This window comes from Roseateles sp. NT4, from assembly GCF_051857475.1.
In the GTDB taxonomy this organism is placed as follows: domain Bacteria; phylum Pseudomonadota; class Gammaproteobacteria; order Burkholderiales; family Burkholderiaceae_C; genus Pelomonas.
The window spans coordinates 44864-57321 of record NZ_JBPZGZ010000001.1; the positions used below are offsets into that span (position 1 = coordinate 44864).

The following is a 12458-nucleotide window of genomic DNA, read 5'->3' on the forward strand; positions in this document are numbered from 1 at the left end:
ACGTAGCATTTGAGGCATGAGTGTCGCTGCCGACGAATTGCCGCATATCCTGATCGTTGACGACAACGTCGATGCGACCGAAGTGCTTGCCCTGCTGATCGAGATCGAGGGGTTCAGCGTGTCCACCGCACGTACGCTGGCCGAAGGCCGCGAGCAGATCGTCCGCCAGCGCCCGCGCCTGATCTTCCTGGATCTCAACCTGCCCGACGGCAACGGCATGAGTCTGCTCGCTGACGTGAAGGCCGACCAGATGACGGCGGCCATTTCGGTGGTGATGCTCAGCGGGATGATGGACGACAAGATCCGCGAAGAAGCCCATCTGCTGGGTGCGGATGCCTTCCTCGTCAAGCCCTTGGAGCATGACCAGATGACTGCCTTGTTGGGAGCGATCTGAGCAGTGGTTGCGCCCGTCCTGTTGCCGACATCGGCTCTCGCGGCGGATTGCGCCAGCGAGCCTATCCGCGTGCCCGGCGCCATCCAGCCGCATGGCTGGCTGCTGTCGGTCAACGCGGGCGACGGATCCGTGGTGGCCTGGAGCCGCAACTGGGTCGACCTGCTTGGGGATGATCCACCCGCCGAAGCCCTTGCTGGGTTCGCCGCCTCTGTGCACGACGAGACCGCTGCACTGGTCGAGGGCGAGGGCGCGCAGTCGCTCGGCCTGCAGACGCTGGGCGGGCGAAAGCTGCATGTGTCGGCCCACCGTTTGGGTGGCCTGGTGCACCTCGAGCTGGAACCCGCCATGGCCGACGAGGGTGCCCGCGCGCCCATCTACAGTCTGGCGCGCCATGTGGTGCCGCAAATGCAGCGAACGACATCGGTCCAGGAGGTCTGCGAGGTTGTCACCACGGAGATGAAGCGGCTGACCGGTTTCGGCCGCTGCCTCATCTACCGTTTCGATGCCGATGGCCATGGCGAGGTGCTGACGGAATGCTTGGACGCGGGCTACGAGGCCTACCAGGGTCACCATTTCCCGGCCTCCGACATCCCCGCCCAGGCGCGTGCGCTGTACCGGCTCAACCACCTGCGGCTGATCCCCGACGCCAATTACACGCCGGTGCCGGTGCACTTTGCAGATGGCCGCTCCACCGCTCTGGCCCTGGACCTGTCACAGGCCCAGCTGCGCAGTGTGTCGCCGGTGCATCTGGAATACATGCGCAACATGGGCACGCTGGCCTCGATGTCGGTATCCATCATCGTGCGCGGCGAGCTGTGGGGCTTGGTGTCCTGTCATGACCACGACCCGCGTGCGCTGTCCTACCAGACCCGCATGGCCTGCGAGCATCTGGGCCAACTGCTGTCGCTGCAGATCGAGGCCAAGGAGGAGAACGAACAGGTCAACCAGCAGCTGAAGCTGCGCGAGCTGACGTTGGCCATGGTGGCCCATATGGCTGACAGCGACGCGACGCTGCAGCGCCTGGTGGACGAGCCGGGACCGCTGCTGCGCCTGGCGCGCGCGGCGGGGGCGGCCGTCATCCTGAACGACCAGTGTTGGTGCATCGGCGACACGCCCGACCGCGAAACGGTACTTCGGGTGGGGCAGTGGCTGGCCGGCCGCATCGACGATGTGATGCACACGGACCGGCTGGGGCAGGAGGAGGCCGAATTCGCCGCCGAGGGGGCCAAGGCCTGCGGCGTGCTGGCCATCTCCATCTCCAGCCTGCACCGTCACTACATCGTCTGGTTCCGGCCCGAGATCGCCCAGACCATCACCTGGGCCGGCGAGCCGCGCAAGGAGGCGTTGGCCCCGGGCACTCAACTGCACCCGCGGCGCAGCTTCGCGAGTTGGGTCGAGCATGTCAGCGGGCGTTCCATGCCGTGGCGGCCGGCCGAGATCCACGCCGCGCTGGAGCTGCGCCAGGCGCTGATCGGCATCGTGCTGCGCCGCGCGGAGGAGATGGCCGAGGTGGCCGCCGAACTCGGCCGCGTCAACAAGGAGCTGGAAGCCTTTTCCTACACCGTGTCCCACGACCTGCGTGCGCCGATGCGCCACATCTCAGGCTTCGTCGACCTGGTGATGGAGATGGACGGCAAGAGTCTCAGCGAGCGCACGCGGCGCTATCTGGCCCACGTCAAGGAGGCCTCGGCCCATGCCGGCATGCTGGTGGATGCGCTGCTGGACTTCTCCCGCATGGGGCGCTTGGCGCTGAAATGCAGTTGGATCAATACCGAGGCGCTGGTCGACGACCTCATCGCCGAGCAGGCCGGGGCGCCACGCGAAGGGCGCGTTGAATGGGTGGTGCAGCGCCCGCTGCCGCGGCTGTGGGGCGACCCGGTGCTGATGCAGGTCGCGCTGCGCAACCTGATCGGCAATGCTGTCAAGTACAGCCGCACGCGCGAATTGGCGCGCATCGAGATCGCGCCTGTTCAAGACGAACGTGGCGCGGGTCTTTCCATCAGCGACAACGGCGTCGGCTTCCAGATGAAATACGTCAACAAGCTGTTCGGCGTGTTCCAGCGGCTGCACCGCAGCGAGGCGTTTGAAGGCACCGGCATCGGCCTGGCCAGCGTGCGCCGCATCATTGAAAAACACGGTGGCAGCGTGGAGGCCTACGGCGAGGTCGACCGCGGCGCGCGCTTCACGTTCGTGATGCCGCTGCCAGATTGAGAGGAGAAAACGCCATGCACACCCCCGCCACGCTCAAACCCATCCTGCTTGTCGAGGATGACGCGCGAGACCTGGAGCTGACCCTGGTCGCGCTGGAAAAGAGCCAGCTTGCCAACGAAGTCATCATCGTGCGCGACGGCGCCGAGGCGCTGGACTATCTCAACCGCGAGGGCGCGCATGCAGGGCGCGCCGAAGGCAACCCTGCCGTCGTGCTGCTGGACCTGAAGCTGCCCAAGGTCAATGGCCTGGAAGTGCTGAGCACCGTGCGTGCCACCGCCGCGCTGAAGAGCATCCCGGTCGTCATGCTGACGTCGTCGCAGGCCGAGTCCGACGTGGTGCAGAGCTACGAGCTGGGCGTCAACGCCTATGTTGTGAAGCCGGTCGAGTTCAAGCAATTCGTGACGGCCATCTCCGACCTGGGCATGTTCTGGGCCGTGCTGAACGAACCGCCCCCCGGCTCGCTGCGCACGCATCGGCGCTATGAGTGAGGGCGACCTGCAGGTGCTGTTGCTCGAGGACTCGGCGTTCGACGCCGAGTTGCTCGGCACGTCGCTCGACGCGGCGGGGCTGAACGCGCACATCACCTGGGTACAGGACGAAGCCGGCTACAAGCTGGCGCTGCAGCGCCAGGCTTTCGACCTGATCCTGTCCGACTACCAGCTGCCGGATTTCAACGGCGGCGAGGCACTGGACCACGCCCGCACGGCGGCGCCGCAGACGCCCTTCATCTTCGTCTCCGGCGTCATCGGCGAGGAGAACGCCGTCGAGCTGCTCAAGCGCGGCGCGACCGACTATGTGACCAAGGGCCGCCTGTCGCGCCTGCCCCTGGTCATCGAGCGTGCGCTGCGTGAAGTGGCCCAGCGCGAGGCACAGCGGCGCGTGCAGGCGCAGCTGCGCGAGGCCGACGCGCTGTATGCGCGCGTCGTCGACTCCTTGCACGACTACGCCGTCGTGCTGCTGGATCAGGAGGGGTTGATCCGGGGCTGGAATCGCGCCGCCAGCGGCATGTTCGGCCGCGGGCTGGAGACCGTGATCGGGCGCTCGGCCGACCTGCTGTTCTCGCCCGAGGACCGCGTCACCGGGGTGCTGGCCCGCGAGATGGCCACCGCGCTCGCCAACGGTTCGGCGCGTGACGACCGCTGGCTGATGCGCCAGGACGGCACACGGCTGCGCGCCGAGGGCGTGATGACGCCCATCTTCAGCGCGGCCGGCGAACACACCGGCTTCTCCAAGATCGTGCGCGACGTGACCGCCGCCTACGAAGCTTCGCAGCAACTGCGCCAGGCCAAGGAGGAGGCTGAGCGCAGCAACGAGCTCAAGGACCAGTTCCTCGCCGTGCTGTCCCACGAGTTGCGCTCGCCGCTGAGCGCCATCAGCGGCTGGGCCGACATCCTGGAAAAGCACGCTTCGGGCAACGAATTGCTGGCCAAGGCGGCCCTGGTCATCCGCCGCAACGCCCAGCTGCAGACCCGCATGATCAACGACCTGCTGGACATGAGCGCCGTCGTTGCCGGCAAGCTGGTGCTGCAGCGGGACGCCGTGGACCTGGCCGCGCTGACGGCCGAGACCCTGCTGTCCCATGTGCACACGGCCCAGGCACGCAGCATCGAACTGCAATGCCAGGGCAACAGCGTGCTGTGGGTCTCGGGGGACGCGCAGCGACTGACCCAGGTCATTTCCAACCTGGTGGGCAATGCGCTGAAGTTCAGCAACGACGGCGGACGTGTCGTCGTCAGGACGCGGCAGGACGAAGATGGCACGGTGGTGCTGTCGGTGCAGGACGATGGTCGCGGCATCTCACCCGACTTCCTGCCCCATGTCTTCGACCGCCTGCGCCAGGAGGACGGCTCGCGCACCCGCAAGGCGGGCGGCCTCGGCCTGGGCCTGGCCATCACGCGGGCCATCGTCGAGCTGCACGGCGGCCACATCGCCGCGCACAGCGAGGGCCCGGACCTGGGTGCGCGCTTCGACGTGCGCCTGCCAGCGGCGCCGCCGCCCCCGGTGGCGCCGACGGCTGCGGTCGCTCCCCCCGTCGATGCGCGTGCGCCCCGGCTGGACGGCGTGCGCCTGCTGCTGGTCGACGACGAGGATGACGCCCGCGAAGTCGGCCAGGCCGCGCTGCGCGACCTCGGCGCCGAGGTCATGGCAGCCAGCAGCGCACGCGAGGCCCTCGCCCTGCTGCAACCCGGCCGCTTCGACCTGCTGGTGTCGGACATCGGCATGCCGGAAATGGATGGCCTGGCGCTCGTGCGCGCCGTGCGCAGCCAAGCGGCGACGGCCGATCTGCCCGCGGTGGCGCTGACCGCCTTCGCCATGCTGCCCGACCGCCAGGCGGGGCTCGCCGCCGGCTTCCAGCGCTATGTCGCCAAGCCCATTGACATCCGCAAGCTGGGTCAGGCCATCAGGGAAGCTTTGCAGTCACCCCGGCGGCCTGTCGCCTGACGCCATTCGGCGGCGGCGCCTTCTCGAGCGTCGTCAGTCGATCCGGAAGGCGAAGTCCTGCTGGAAGGTCGCGTCGCCCTGGCACTGGTAGCCCGACAGAGCGGATTCCACCGAACGCTGCAGTGAGCGCTTGGTCTTGCTGTCCAGGGCACCTTGCGCGACCTTGAAATCGGTACCGACGACACGGCCGCCGCGCACCGTGGCAATCACCTGCAGCACCGCTTCGCCGACCCAGTTGACGGCAGGGACCTCGGGCTTGGGCATCACGGAGCAGACGGCGCCGGGCGCCTTGATGCCGGTGTCGGGCTTGGAGGTCGCGATGGCGATGGTCTGGCCCGTGCCCATCGTCGGCCCATCGGTGGCGGGCACGGGGTCGCGAACCACAGTGCCGCTGATGACGGGATCTGACGGTGCGATCACGGGCACTGTGGGCTCCGGAATCGCGATCTTCACGTCACGCATGACCGGCTCGGTCGGGCGCACCGGATCCTGGGGTAACGGAATCTCCGGGACCTCGGGCGGCAACGGTTTGAGCGTGATGTTCTCGGGCGCCCTGGGTGGTGTCTTGATCAACCCGGCGCTCAGCGCATAGATCGCCGCCAGATGCACGACGACGACGAAACCGATGCCGACATAGCTCTTGGGCTGAGGCGCACGATCGGAAAAGGTCAGGGACATGGGCTCTCCTCGTTGGGGCTGCGAAAAACCGGACGTCGCTCAGATGGCGGCTTGAGTCCAGACTACTCCGGGCTAACCGCGCCGGTCAATGGCGTTGCACCCCGTGTCGGCGGCGCGACGCGACAGCCCGGTGTTATTCACCGTCAGCGGCGTGTCAGGCGAAGGCTCGCAGCGCGTTCTTCTGCGCCAGCATGAAACCGGCCGCCGGCGGCATGCGTGCTACCGTCCCCATCCAGCGCCCTGCGCGCTTTGCCATCTCGAAGGGACGCTCTCCATGCACCGGAAACTTTTCTTCTGCATCGCACTGGCCGCCAGCGCACTGGCCCATGCCCAGCCGGCGGCGGATGCCTGGACCAATGTGTCGCCGGCGCCGGATGACCGCTACACCAACCCGAAGAAACCCCTTTACGCGGGCCCCAACGGCTGGTTCAACTACGGCGAGTTGCGCGCCAGCGCCGGCGCCAAGCAGTACAGCTTCAAGGCCGGCCTGCAATACCTCTCCACGCCCGAGGCCTTCGTGCTGACGCCCAGCGACAAGCTGCAGCTGGCCTCGCTGGACTTCGGGAGTGCCGCGCCGGCGCCGGGCGTCTACCAGGTCGCTGCCAAGCCCAATCTCGCGGCGCGCCAGGTGAAGGTGAACTTCGCCGACGTGTCCAACAAGAAGATCGTCGAATGGAACTCCAGCGGCGCTGCCAAGGGCAGCGTCACGGTGAGCCAGGTCAATGGCTTTCTGTATTTCAAGGCGCGCGACCTGCAACTCACACCCTCGGGTATGCACAACGCGGGCGACCTGAAGAAGCCGCTGGTGCTGGGCATCGAAGGCGCCAGCAAGATCCAATAGGCGCACGGCGCACGGCGCATTGCCTGCGCCTGCCCCGTCAGGGCGTTCCCGCCAGCAGCACGATGAGGGCGCCGGCGCCGCCGTCGCTGGCGCGCGCCTGCACAAAGGCCAGCACCTCGTTCTTCTGCACCAGCCAGCGCCGCACCCGGCCCTTGAGCACCGGCTCGCGGCCCGGCGAGCCGTGGCCCTTGCCGTGCACGACGCGCACGCAGCGCAGGCCGCGGCGTGCGCTGTCGTGGATGAAGAGGCCCAGGGCCTCGCGGGCCCCGTCGCGGCGCAGGCCGTGCAGGTCGAGCTGGGCCTGCAGCGACCAGTGGCCGCGGCGCAGTTTGCGCACGACCTCGAGGCTGATGCCTTCACGACGAAAGCTCAGCGTCTCGTCGGTGTCCAGCAGCGACTCGACATCGATCTCGTCGGACAGTGCCTGCAGCAGCACGGCGCGCTCATCGGCCTCGCGCTGGCGTGGCTCGGGTGGGGGCTGCTCCAGAGCGTGGACGAATCTATCGGTGCTGCGCAGCGGCGTCACCGGGCCGACGGTCAGCTCGAAGACCCGCCGCTCCTGCTCGGCCAGGCGCATGGCCGCGGCGACCCGCTCGCGCTCGACTTCGGCCGCCAGGCGTGCCGCGGCCAGCTCGCGGGCCAGCGGCTTCAGGTCGGCCAGGCTGCGCACCGACTTCGTCGTCACAGCAGCCCCCGTTCGGCAAACGACACCACCTCGCCCGCGCCGACAATGAAATGGTCGACCACGCGCACGTCCACCAGTGCCAGCGCCTGGCTGAGCTGCCGGGTGAGCAGCTCATCGGCCTTGGAGGGTTCGGCCACGCCGCTGGGGTGGTTGTGGGCCAGGATGGCGGCGCCGGCGCCCAGGGCCAGCGCGCGCTTGACGACTTCGCGAGGGTGGACGGTGGTCGATGTCAGCGAGCCCTGGAACAGCGTCTCCATGGCGATCAGCCGCAACTGGGCGTCCAGGAAGAGCACGGCAAACACCTCGTGGCCCAGGCCGCCGAGGTGCAGGCGCAGATAGGTTTTCACCTTATCGACGTCGTTCATGGCCGGCTTTTCGGCCAGTTGCTGGTTCAGCGAGCGTCGGGCAATCTCGAGAACCGCCGCGATCTCGGCGCGCTTGGCCGGCCCCAGGCCCTTGACCTTGCCCAGGTCCTGCACGCTGGCCGCCAGCAGCCCGGCCCAGCCGCCAAAACGGTCCAGCAGGCTCTGCGCCAGCTGCAGCACGGGCATGCCTTTCAAGCCGGTGCGCAGCAGCAGGGCCAGCAGTTCGGCATCCGCCAAGGCCTGCGGTCCGCGGGCAAGCAGCTTCTCGCGCGGGCGGGCGTCCGGGGGCAGATGGGTCAAAGACATAAAATCACGCCCAGTCTAGCCAAGCGGTCCCCTCTCTCGCATGAACCCCATCCAGGCCGGGTCCTTCCTGACCCTGCATTACCGGCTCTCGGGCCCGGACGGTGCCGACATCGTCAACACCTTCGACGACAAGCCCGCCACGCTGTCCCTCGGCATCGGCCAGCTGTCGCCGGCCATTGAGTCGCGCCTGATCGGCCTGCCCGAGGGCGCCCACGAGCGTTTCGAGCTGGCGCCCGGCGAGGCCTTCGGCGAGCGCAACCCCGAGCTGCTGCAGCGCGTGAAGCTGTCGCTGCTGCGCCAGCTGGGCGACCCCGACGAGGTCTACAACGTCGGCGACGTGGTGCAGTTCCCAGGCCCGGACGGGCAGGGCGGCTATGCCGGCGTCGTGCGTGAGCTGGGCGACGAGGCCCTGCTGTTTGACTTCAACCATCCTCTTGCGGGCCAGCCGGTCAGCTTTGAGGTGCAAGTGATCGGGGTGCTGTGATGAACGCCGTCGTACAACCCCAGGAAGTGCTGCTGGCCGAGCCGCGCGGCTTCTGCGCCGGCGTGGACCGTGCCATCGAGATCGTCGAGCGCGCCCTCGTCAAGTTCGGTTCGCCCATCTATGTGCGCCACGAGATCGTGCACAACACCTATGTCGTCAACGACCTGAAGTCGCGGGGCGCCATCTTCATCGAGGACCTGGCCGAGGTGCCGCCCGGCGCCACGCTGGTGTTCAGCGCCCATGGTGTCAGCCAGGAGGTGCGCCGCGAAGCTGCCGCGCGCGGCTTCCAGGTGTTCGACGCCACCTGCCCGCTGGTGACCAAGGTCCACGTCGAGGTGGCCAAGCTGCACCGCGAGGGCTACGAATTCATCATGATCGGCCACAAGGGCCACCCCGAGGTCGAAGGCACCATGGGCCAGCTGTCCGAGGGCATCTTCCTGGTGGAAGAGGTCGAGGATGTGGCCAAGGTGCAGGTCAAGGATGGCGGCAAGCTGGCTGTCGTCACGCAGACGACGCTGAGCGTGGACGATGCTGCCGAGATCCTGGCCGAGGTGAAGCGTGTCTTCCCGCAGGTGCGCGAGCCCAAGAAGCAGGACATCTGCTACGCCACGCAGAACCGCCAGGACGCCGTCAAGGTGCTGGCGCCGCAGGTCGACGTCGTCGTCGTCGTTGGCAGCCCGACCAGCTCCAACAGCAACCGCCTGCGCGAACTGGCCGAGCGCCTGGGCACGCCGGGCTATATGGTCGACGCGGCCGAGGACCTGAAGGCCGAATGGCTGGAAAACCGCCCCCGCGTGGGCCTGACGGCCGGCGCTTCGGCGCCCGACGTGCTGGTGCAGGCCGTCATCGACCGCCTGCGCGCTCTCGGCGCCACGACCGTGCGCAGCCTGCCGGGCGTGGAGGAGCATGTGCGCTTCCCGCTGCCCATGGGCCTGGGCGACAAGTCCATGGCCGAGGTGAGTTCCTCTCGATCTTGAAGCCGGTGCCTCACGCATCCGGCGGCGCCTGACATCGGCGCCGCTTTCGCATCCGAATCCTGAAAGACACCCATGCTTGACATCACCCAGCTGCGCAAGGAACTCGATACCGTCATCGAGCGCCTGAGCGCGCGCAAGAACCCCCAGCCCTATCTCGACGTGGAGCGCTTCAAGTCGCTCGAGGCCGAACGCAAGGGCGTGCAGACCCGCACCGAGGAACTGCAGGCCCGCCGCAATGCGCTGTCCAAGCAGATCGGCATGGCCAAGGGCAAGGGCGAGGACGCCTCGGCCCTGATGGCCGAAGTCGGAGGCATCGCCGATGAACTCAAGGCCGGCGCCGAGCGCCTGGAGGCCATCCAGGTCGAACTGAACGACCTGCTGATGGGCGTGCCCAATCTGCCGGACGCCAGCGTGCCGGCCGGCACCGACGAAACCGGCAATGTCGAAGTGCGCCGCTGGGGCACGCCCCGCACGTTCGATTTCGAGGTCAAGGATCACGTCGACCTCGGCGCGCCGCTGGGCCTGGACTTCGAGACCGGCGCCAAGCTGTCGGGCTCGCGCTTCAGCTTCCTGCGTGGCCCCGTCGCCCGCCTGCATCGCGCGCTTGCCCAGTTCATGCTCGACGTGCAGACGACCGAGCATGGCTACACCGAGTGCTACACGCCCTACATCGTCAACCGCGAGATCCTCGAGGGCACGGGCCAGTTGCCCAAGTTCAAGGAAGACATGTTCTGGGTGCTGCGCGGCGGCGACGATGAGCAGGCCGAGCAGTACCTGATCTCGACCTCGGAAATCTCGCTGACCAACACCGTGCGCGAGAGTGTGCTGAAGGCCGAGGACCTGCCCGTCAAGATGACGGCCCACAGCCCCTGCTTCCGTTCGGAAGCCGGCTCCGCCGGCCGCGACACCCGCGGCATGATCCGCCAGCACCAGTTCGACAAGGTCGAGATGGTGCGCATCGAGCAGCCCGACAACAGCATGGCCGCGCTGGAAGAGATGACGGGCCACGCCGAAGCCATTCTCAAGAAGCTCGGCCTGCCTTACCGCACGATGCTGCTGTGCGGTGGCGACATGGGCTTCGGCGCGGTCAAGACCTATGACCTCGAAGTCTGGCTGCCGGCTCAGAACACCTTCCGCGAGATCAGCTCCTGCTCGAACATGGGCGCCTTCCAGGCCCGCCGCATGCAGGCGCGCTTCAAGAACGCCCAGGGCAAGAACGAGCTGGTGCACACGCTGAACGGCTCCGGCCTGGCGGTGGGGCGCACGCTGGTGGCGGTTCTCGAGAACTACCAGAACGCCGACGGCAGCATCACGGTGCCGGAAGCGCTGCGCTCCTACATGGGTGGCGTTGAAGTGCTGCGCGCCTGATTTGTTCGGTGGGGCGAAAAAACCTGGCTATAATGCAAGGCTTCGCTCCACATGTAGCGCACCGAATCAGGAGAGGTGGCAGAGTGGTCGAATGTACCTGACTCGAAATCAGGCGTACGGTATCCCCGTACCGTGGGTTCGAATCCCACCCTCTCCGCCAATTTTCTCCCATGAGAAACACCCCACGAAAGCCACCCTAACCGGTGGCTTTTTTCTTGCCCGTCTCGGCCGTTGTGCGGGGCTTTCTGCCAATGTTCCCAAGGGCCACGGCCATGGGGCCGTCGCTGCAGTTACAGCGCGCCGCGAATCTGCTGCGGCAGCAGTTCCAGCACCAACTCCCTGCGAAGCCCGTGTGGGCTGCCGGTGCCCGAAGCTTCGAGCGCGAGAGTCGGGTCGGCATTCATGGCGCGCCTGATGGCATCGATCAAGGGCACGCGCACGCCTGGGTTGTCACCGGCGGCGTTGAAGGCGGCCTGGCAGATCAGTCGCAAGGCGTCCAGCTGTGCGCCGCGTATCTCGACCACCTCGACGAGCGCGTCCATGCGCGCGGCCATGGAGGCCATGGTGGCGTGCAGATGTGAGGTGATGGACAGTGATTGGCCCGAGGCCATCAATTCTTCTTCGTTCATGGGCGCCCCCTTTGGCTTGTTGGTTGGAGTTCAACCCTCCAGCGTAGCCGAAACAGACCGCTCGTCACTCAACTGGCGGTGGCACGAGCGGGGCGCTCTCGCCGTGTCGGGGCGAGCAGCGACCTGACCGCTTCGCCGACCTGCTCGCGCAGCCATGCGTGGGCGCGATCCCCGTCGTGGCGCCGGTGCCAGGCGGCAATGACCGGCAGCGGCGGCGCCTGCACCGGCAGCGCCGCCGTCTTGAGCTGCATGGCCTCGATCAGCGCCGAGCACACCCGTTCCGGTACGACCACCAGCAGGTCGGCGGCGCTCGCCATGCACAGCGCCGCTGCCGCCGTGGGTGCCGATGCGACCACCCGGCGTGCCAGCCCCTGGGCGGCCAGCAGTTCATCCATCGGGTCCTGCAGCCGGCCTCGGCGTGACACCGTAACGTGGTCCGCCGCCGCATAGCTGCGCGCCGTCAGCTTGCGGCCGGCCAGCGGGTGCTGGGCGCGCAGCGCGACCACCACACGCTCCTCGCCCAGCACCGCATGCGCGACGTCCGCCTGTGAAGGGATGGCCGCGCTGAGGTGCAGGTCGACCTGGCCCTGGCGAAGTTCTGGCGTCTCGATGTTGGCCTCCGCCAGCATCCGCAGGCGCGCATTCGGCGCGGCCTGCCGCAGGGTGGCCAGCAGCATCGGCCCCAACGCGCCGGCTAGCGCGTCGTGGCACTGGAGGGTGAAGCTGCGTTCCAGATCGGTGGGGTCGAAGGACTGCTGGCGGGCCAGCACGGCCTGAGCGCGCAGGACGACGGCATGCACTTCTTCCTGGATCGCCAGCGCATACGGCGTGGCTGCCATGTGGCGGCCGGCGCGCACGAGGATGGCGTCGCCCGTCATGTGGCGGATGCGATCCAGCGTGCGGCTCATGGCGGGCGAGCTGACGTGCATGCGTGCCGCGGCGCCGCCCACGCTGCCCTCGTCGAGCAGCGCGTCCAGCGCGAGAAGCAGGTTCATGTCCAGTTGCATTTGGGTTAACTGACTCGTAGCCACGTTTGATTTGATGTTAATTGAACGGCCGCCCAAGATGACGCCATGTC

The 12458-nt window shown here is 67.7% G+C and carries 13 protein-coding genes and 1 tRNA gene; 9 read left to right on the top strand and 5 right to left on the bottom strand.

Annotation, left to right across the window (positions count from 1 at the left end; all coding sequences use genetic code 11):
• Positions 1–16: 16 nt before the first annotated feature.
• From ACS5PN_RS00205 to ACS5PN_RS00220, 4 genes are read left to right on the top strand one after another with little or no spacing between them, the layout of a single operon-like run.
• The gene (locus ACS5PN_RS00205) at positions 17–394 is read left to right on the top strand and encodes a response regulator (RefSeq protein ID WP_439461931.1); all 378 of its coding nucleotides are present in this window, start codon (positions 17–19) and stop codon (positions 392–394) included.
• Positions 395–397: 3 nt separating this feature from the next.
• On the top strand, positions 398–2605 hold the full coding sequence (locus ACS5PN_RS00210; RefSeq protein WP_439461932.1) for an ATP-binding protein: 2208 nt from the start codon (positions 398–400) through the stop codon (positions 2603–2605).
• Positions 2606–2619: 14 nt separating this feature from the next.
• The gene (locus ACS5PN_RS00215; RefSeq protein WP_439461933.1) at positions 2620–3093 is read left to right on the top strand and encodes a response regulator; all 474 of its coding nucleotides are present in this window, start codon (positions 2620–2622) and stop codon (positions 3091–3093) included.
• Positions 3086–5047, top strand: a complete 1962-nt coding sequence (locus ACS5PN_RS00220) for a response regulator (RefSeq protein WP_439461934.1) — start codon at positions 3086–3088, stop codon at positions 5045–5047. The genes ACS5PN_RS00215 and ACS5PN_RS00220 overlap by 8 nt, the downstream gene beginning before the upstream one ends.
• A 33-nt stretch (positions 5048–5080) precedes the next feature.
• Here the strand turns inward: ACS5PN_RS00220 and ACS5PN_RS00225 are convergent, their stop codons facing one another.
• Complete coding sequence (locus ACS5PN_RS00225; protein WP_439461935.1) at positions 5081–5725, bottom strand: hypothetical protein; 645 nt, start codon at positions 5723–5725, stop codon at positions 5081–5083.
• 274 nt (positions 5726–5999) lie between these two features.
• On the opposite strand from ACS5PN_RS00225, the gene ACS5PN_RS00230 reads away from it, so the two are divergent.
• Positions 6000–6566: a hypothetical protein gene (locus tag ACS5PN_RS00230; protein WP_439461936.1), complete on the top strand. Its 567-nt coding sequence runs from the start codon at positions 6000–6002 to the stop codon at positions 6564–6566.
• Positions 6567–6603: 37 nt separating this feature from the next.
• Here the strand turns inward: ACS5PN_RS00230 and ACS5PN_RS00235 are convergent, their stop codons facing one another.
• Together ACS5PN_RS00235 and radC are read right to left on the bottom strand one after the other, a co-directional pair.
• Entirely contained in the window at positions 6604–7251 is a 648-nt protein-coding gene (locus ACS5PN_RS00235) for a Smr/MutS family protein (RefSeq protein WP_439461937.1), read from the bottom strand.
• Positions 7248–7922, bottom strand: coding sequence for a RadC family protein (gene radC, locus ACS5PN_RS00240; RefSeq protein WP_439461938.1), 675 nt, complete (start codon positions 7920–7922; stop codon positions 7248–7250). The genes ACS5PN_RS00235 and radC overlap by 4 nt, the downstream gene beginning before the upstream one ends.
• Positions 7923–7962: 40 nt before the next feature.
• Between radC and ACS5PN_RS00245 the strand changes: the two genes are divergently transcribed.
• The 4 genes from ACS5PN_RS00245 (at position 7963) to ACS5PN_RS00260 (ending at position 10911) form a co-directional block, all read left to right on the top strand.
• Positions 7963–8406 (top strand): FKBP-type peptidyl-prolyl cis-trans isomerase, encoded by a 444-nt coding sequence (locus ACS5PN_RS00245; protein ID WP_439461939.1) that lies wholly within the window; start codon positions 7963–7965, stop codon positions 8404–8406.
• Positions 8406–9383, top strand: coding sequence for a 4-hydroxy-3-methylbut-2-enyl diphosphate reductase (gene ispH, locus ACS5PN_RS00250; protein ID WP_439461940.1), 978 nt, complete (start codon positions 8406–8408; stop codon positions 9381–9383). Before ACS5PN_RS00245 ends, ispH begins: the two co-directional genes overlap by 1 nt.
• 72 nt (positions 9384–9455) lie before the next feature.
• Positions 9456–10751, top strand: a complete 1296-nt coding sequence (gene serS, locus ACS5PN_RS00255) for a serine--tRNA ligase (RefSeq protein WP_439461941.1) — start codon at positions 9456–9458, stop codon at positions 10749–10751.
• A 69-nt stretch (positions 10752–10820) separates the two neighbouring features.
• Positions 10821–10911 (top strand) — tRNA-Ser (locus ACS5PN_RS00260).
• 130 nt (positions 10912–11041) lie between these two features.
• Here ACS5PN_RS00260 and ACS5PN_RS00265 read toward each other — a convergent pair.
• Positions 11042–11380: a hypothetical protein gene (locus ACS5PN_RS00265; RefSeq protein ID WP_439461942.1), complete on the bottom strand. Its 339-nt coding sequence runs from the start codon at positions 11378–11380 to the stop codon at positions 11042–11044.
• Between the two features lie 68 nt (positions 11381–11448).
• Positions 11449–12375 carry a LysR family transcriptional regulator gene (locus ACS5PN_RS00270; RefSeq protein ID WP_439461943.1) on the bottom strand — a complete coding sequence of 309 codons (927 nt, stop codon included), beginning with the start codon at positions 12373–12375 and terminating at the stop codon, positions 11449–11451.
• Positions 12376–12458: the final 83 nt, after the last annotated feature.

What these genes read in the sequence shown, in the direction of transcription:
- ACS5PN_RS00205 (WP_439461931.1), top strand. Translation starts at nt 17, where the DNA reads ATGAGTGTCGCTGCCGACGAATTGCCGCATATCCTGATCGTTGACGAC.
- ACS5PN_RS00215 (WP_439461933.1), top strand. Translation starts at nt 2,620, where the DNA reads ATGCACACCCCCGCCACGCTCAAACCCATCCTGCTTGTCGAGGATGAC.
- ACS5PN_RS00220 (WP_439461934.1), top strand. Translation starts at nt 3,086, where the DNA reads ATGAGTGAGGGCGACCTGCAGGTGCTGTTGCTCGAGGACTCGGCGTTC.
- ACS5PN_RS00225 (WP_439461935.1), bottom strand. Translation starts at nt 5,725, where the DNA reads ATGTCCCTGACCTTTTCCGATCGTGCGCCTCAGCCCAAGAGCTATGTC.
- ACS5PN_RS00230 (WP_439461936.1), top strand. Translation starts at nt 6,000, where the DNA reads ATGCACCGGAAACTTTTCTTCTGCATCGCACTGGCCGCCAGCGCACTG.
- radC (WP_439461938.1), bottom strand. Translation starts at nt 7,922, where the DNA reads ATGTCTTTGACCCATCTGCCCCCGGACGCCCGCCCGCGCGAGAAGCTG.
- ACS5PN_RS00245 (WP_439461939.1), top strand. Translation starts at nt 7,963, where the DNA reads ATGAACCCCATCCAGGCCGGGTCCTTCCTGACCCTGCATTACCGGCTC.
- ispH (WP_439461940.1), top strand. Translation starts at nt 8,406, where the DNA reads ATGAACGCCGTCGTACAACCCCAGGAAGTGCTGCTGGCCGAGCCGCGC.
- serS (WP_439461941.1), top strand. Translation starts at nt 9,456, where the DNA reads ATGCTTGACATCACCCAGCTGCGCAAGGAACTCGATACCGTCATCGAG.
- ACS5PN_RS00265 (WP_439461942.1), bottom strand. Translation starts at nt 11,380, where the DNA reads ATGAACGAAGAAGAATTGATGGCCTCGGGCCAATCACTGTCCATCACC.
- ACS5PN_RS00270 (WP_439461943.1), bottom strand. Translation starts at nt 12,375, where the DNA reads ATGAACCTGCTTCTCGCGCTGGACGCGCTGCTCGACGAGGGCAGCGTG.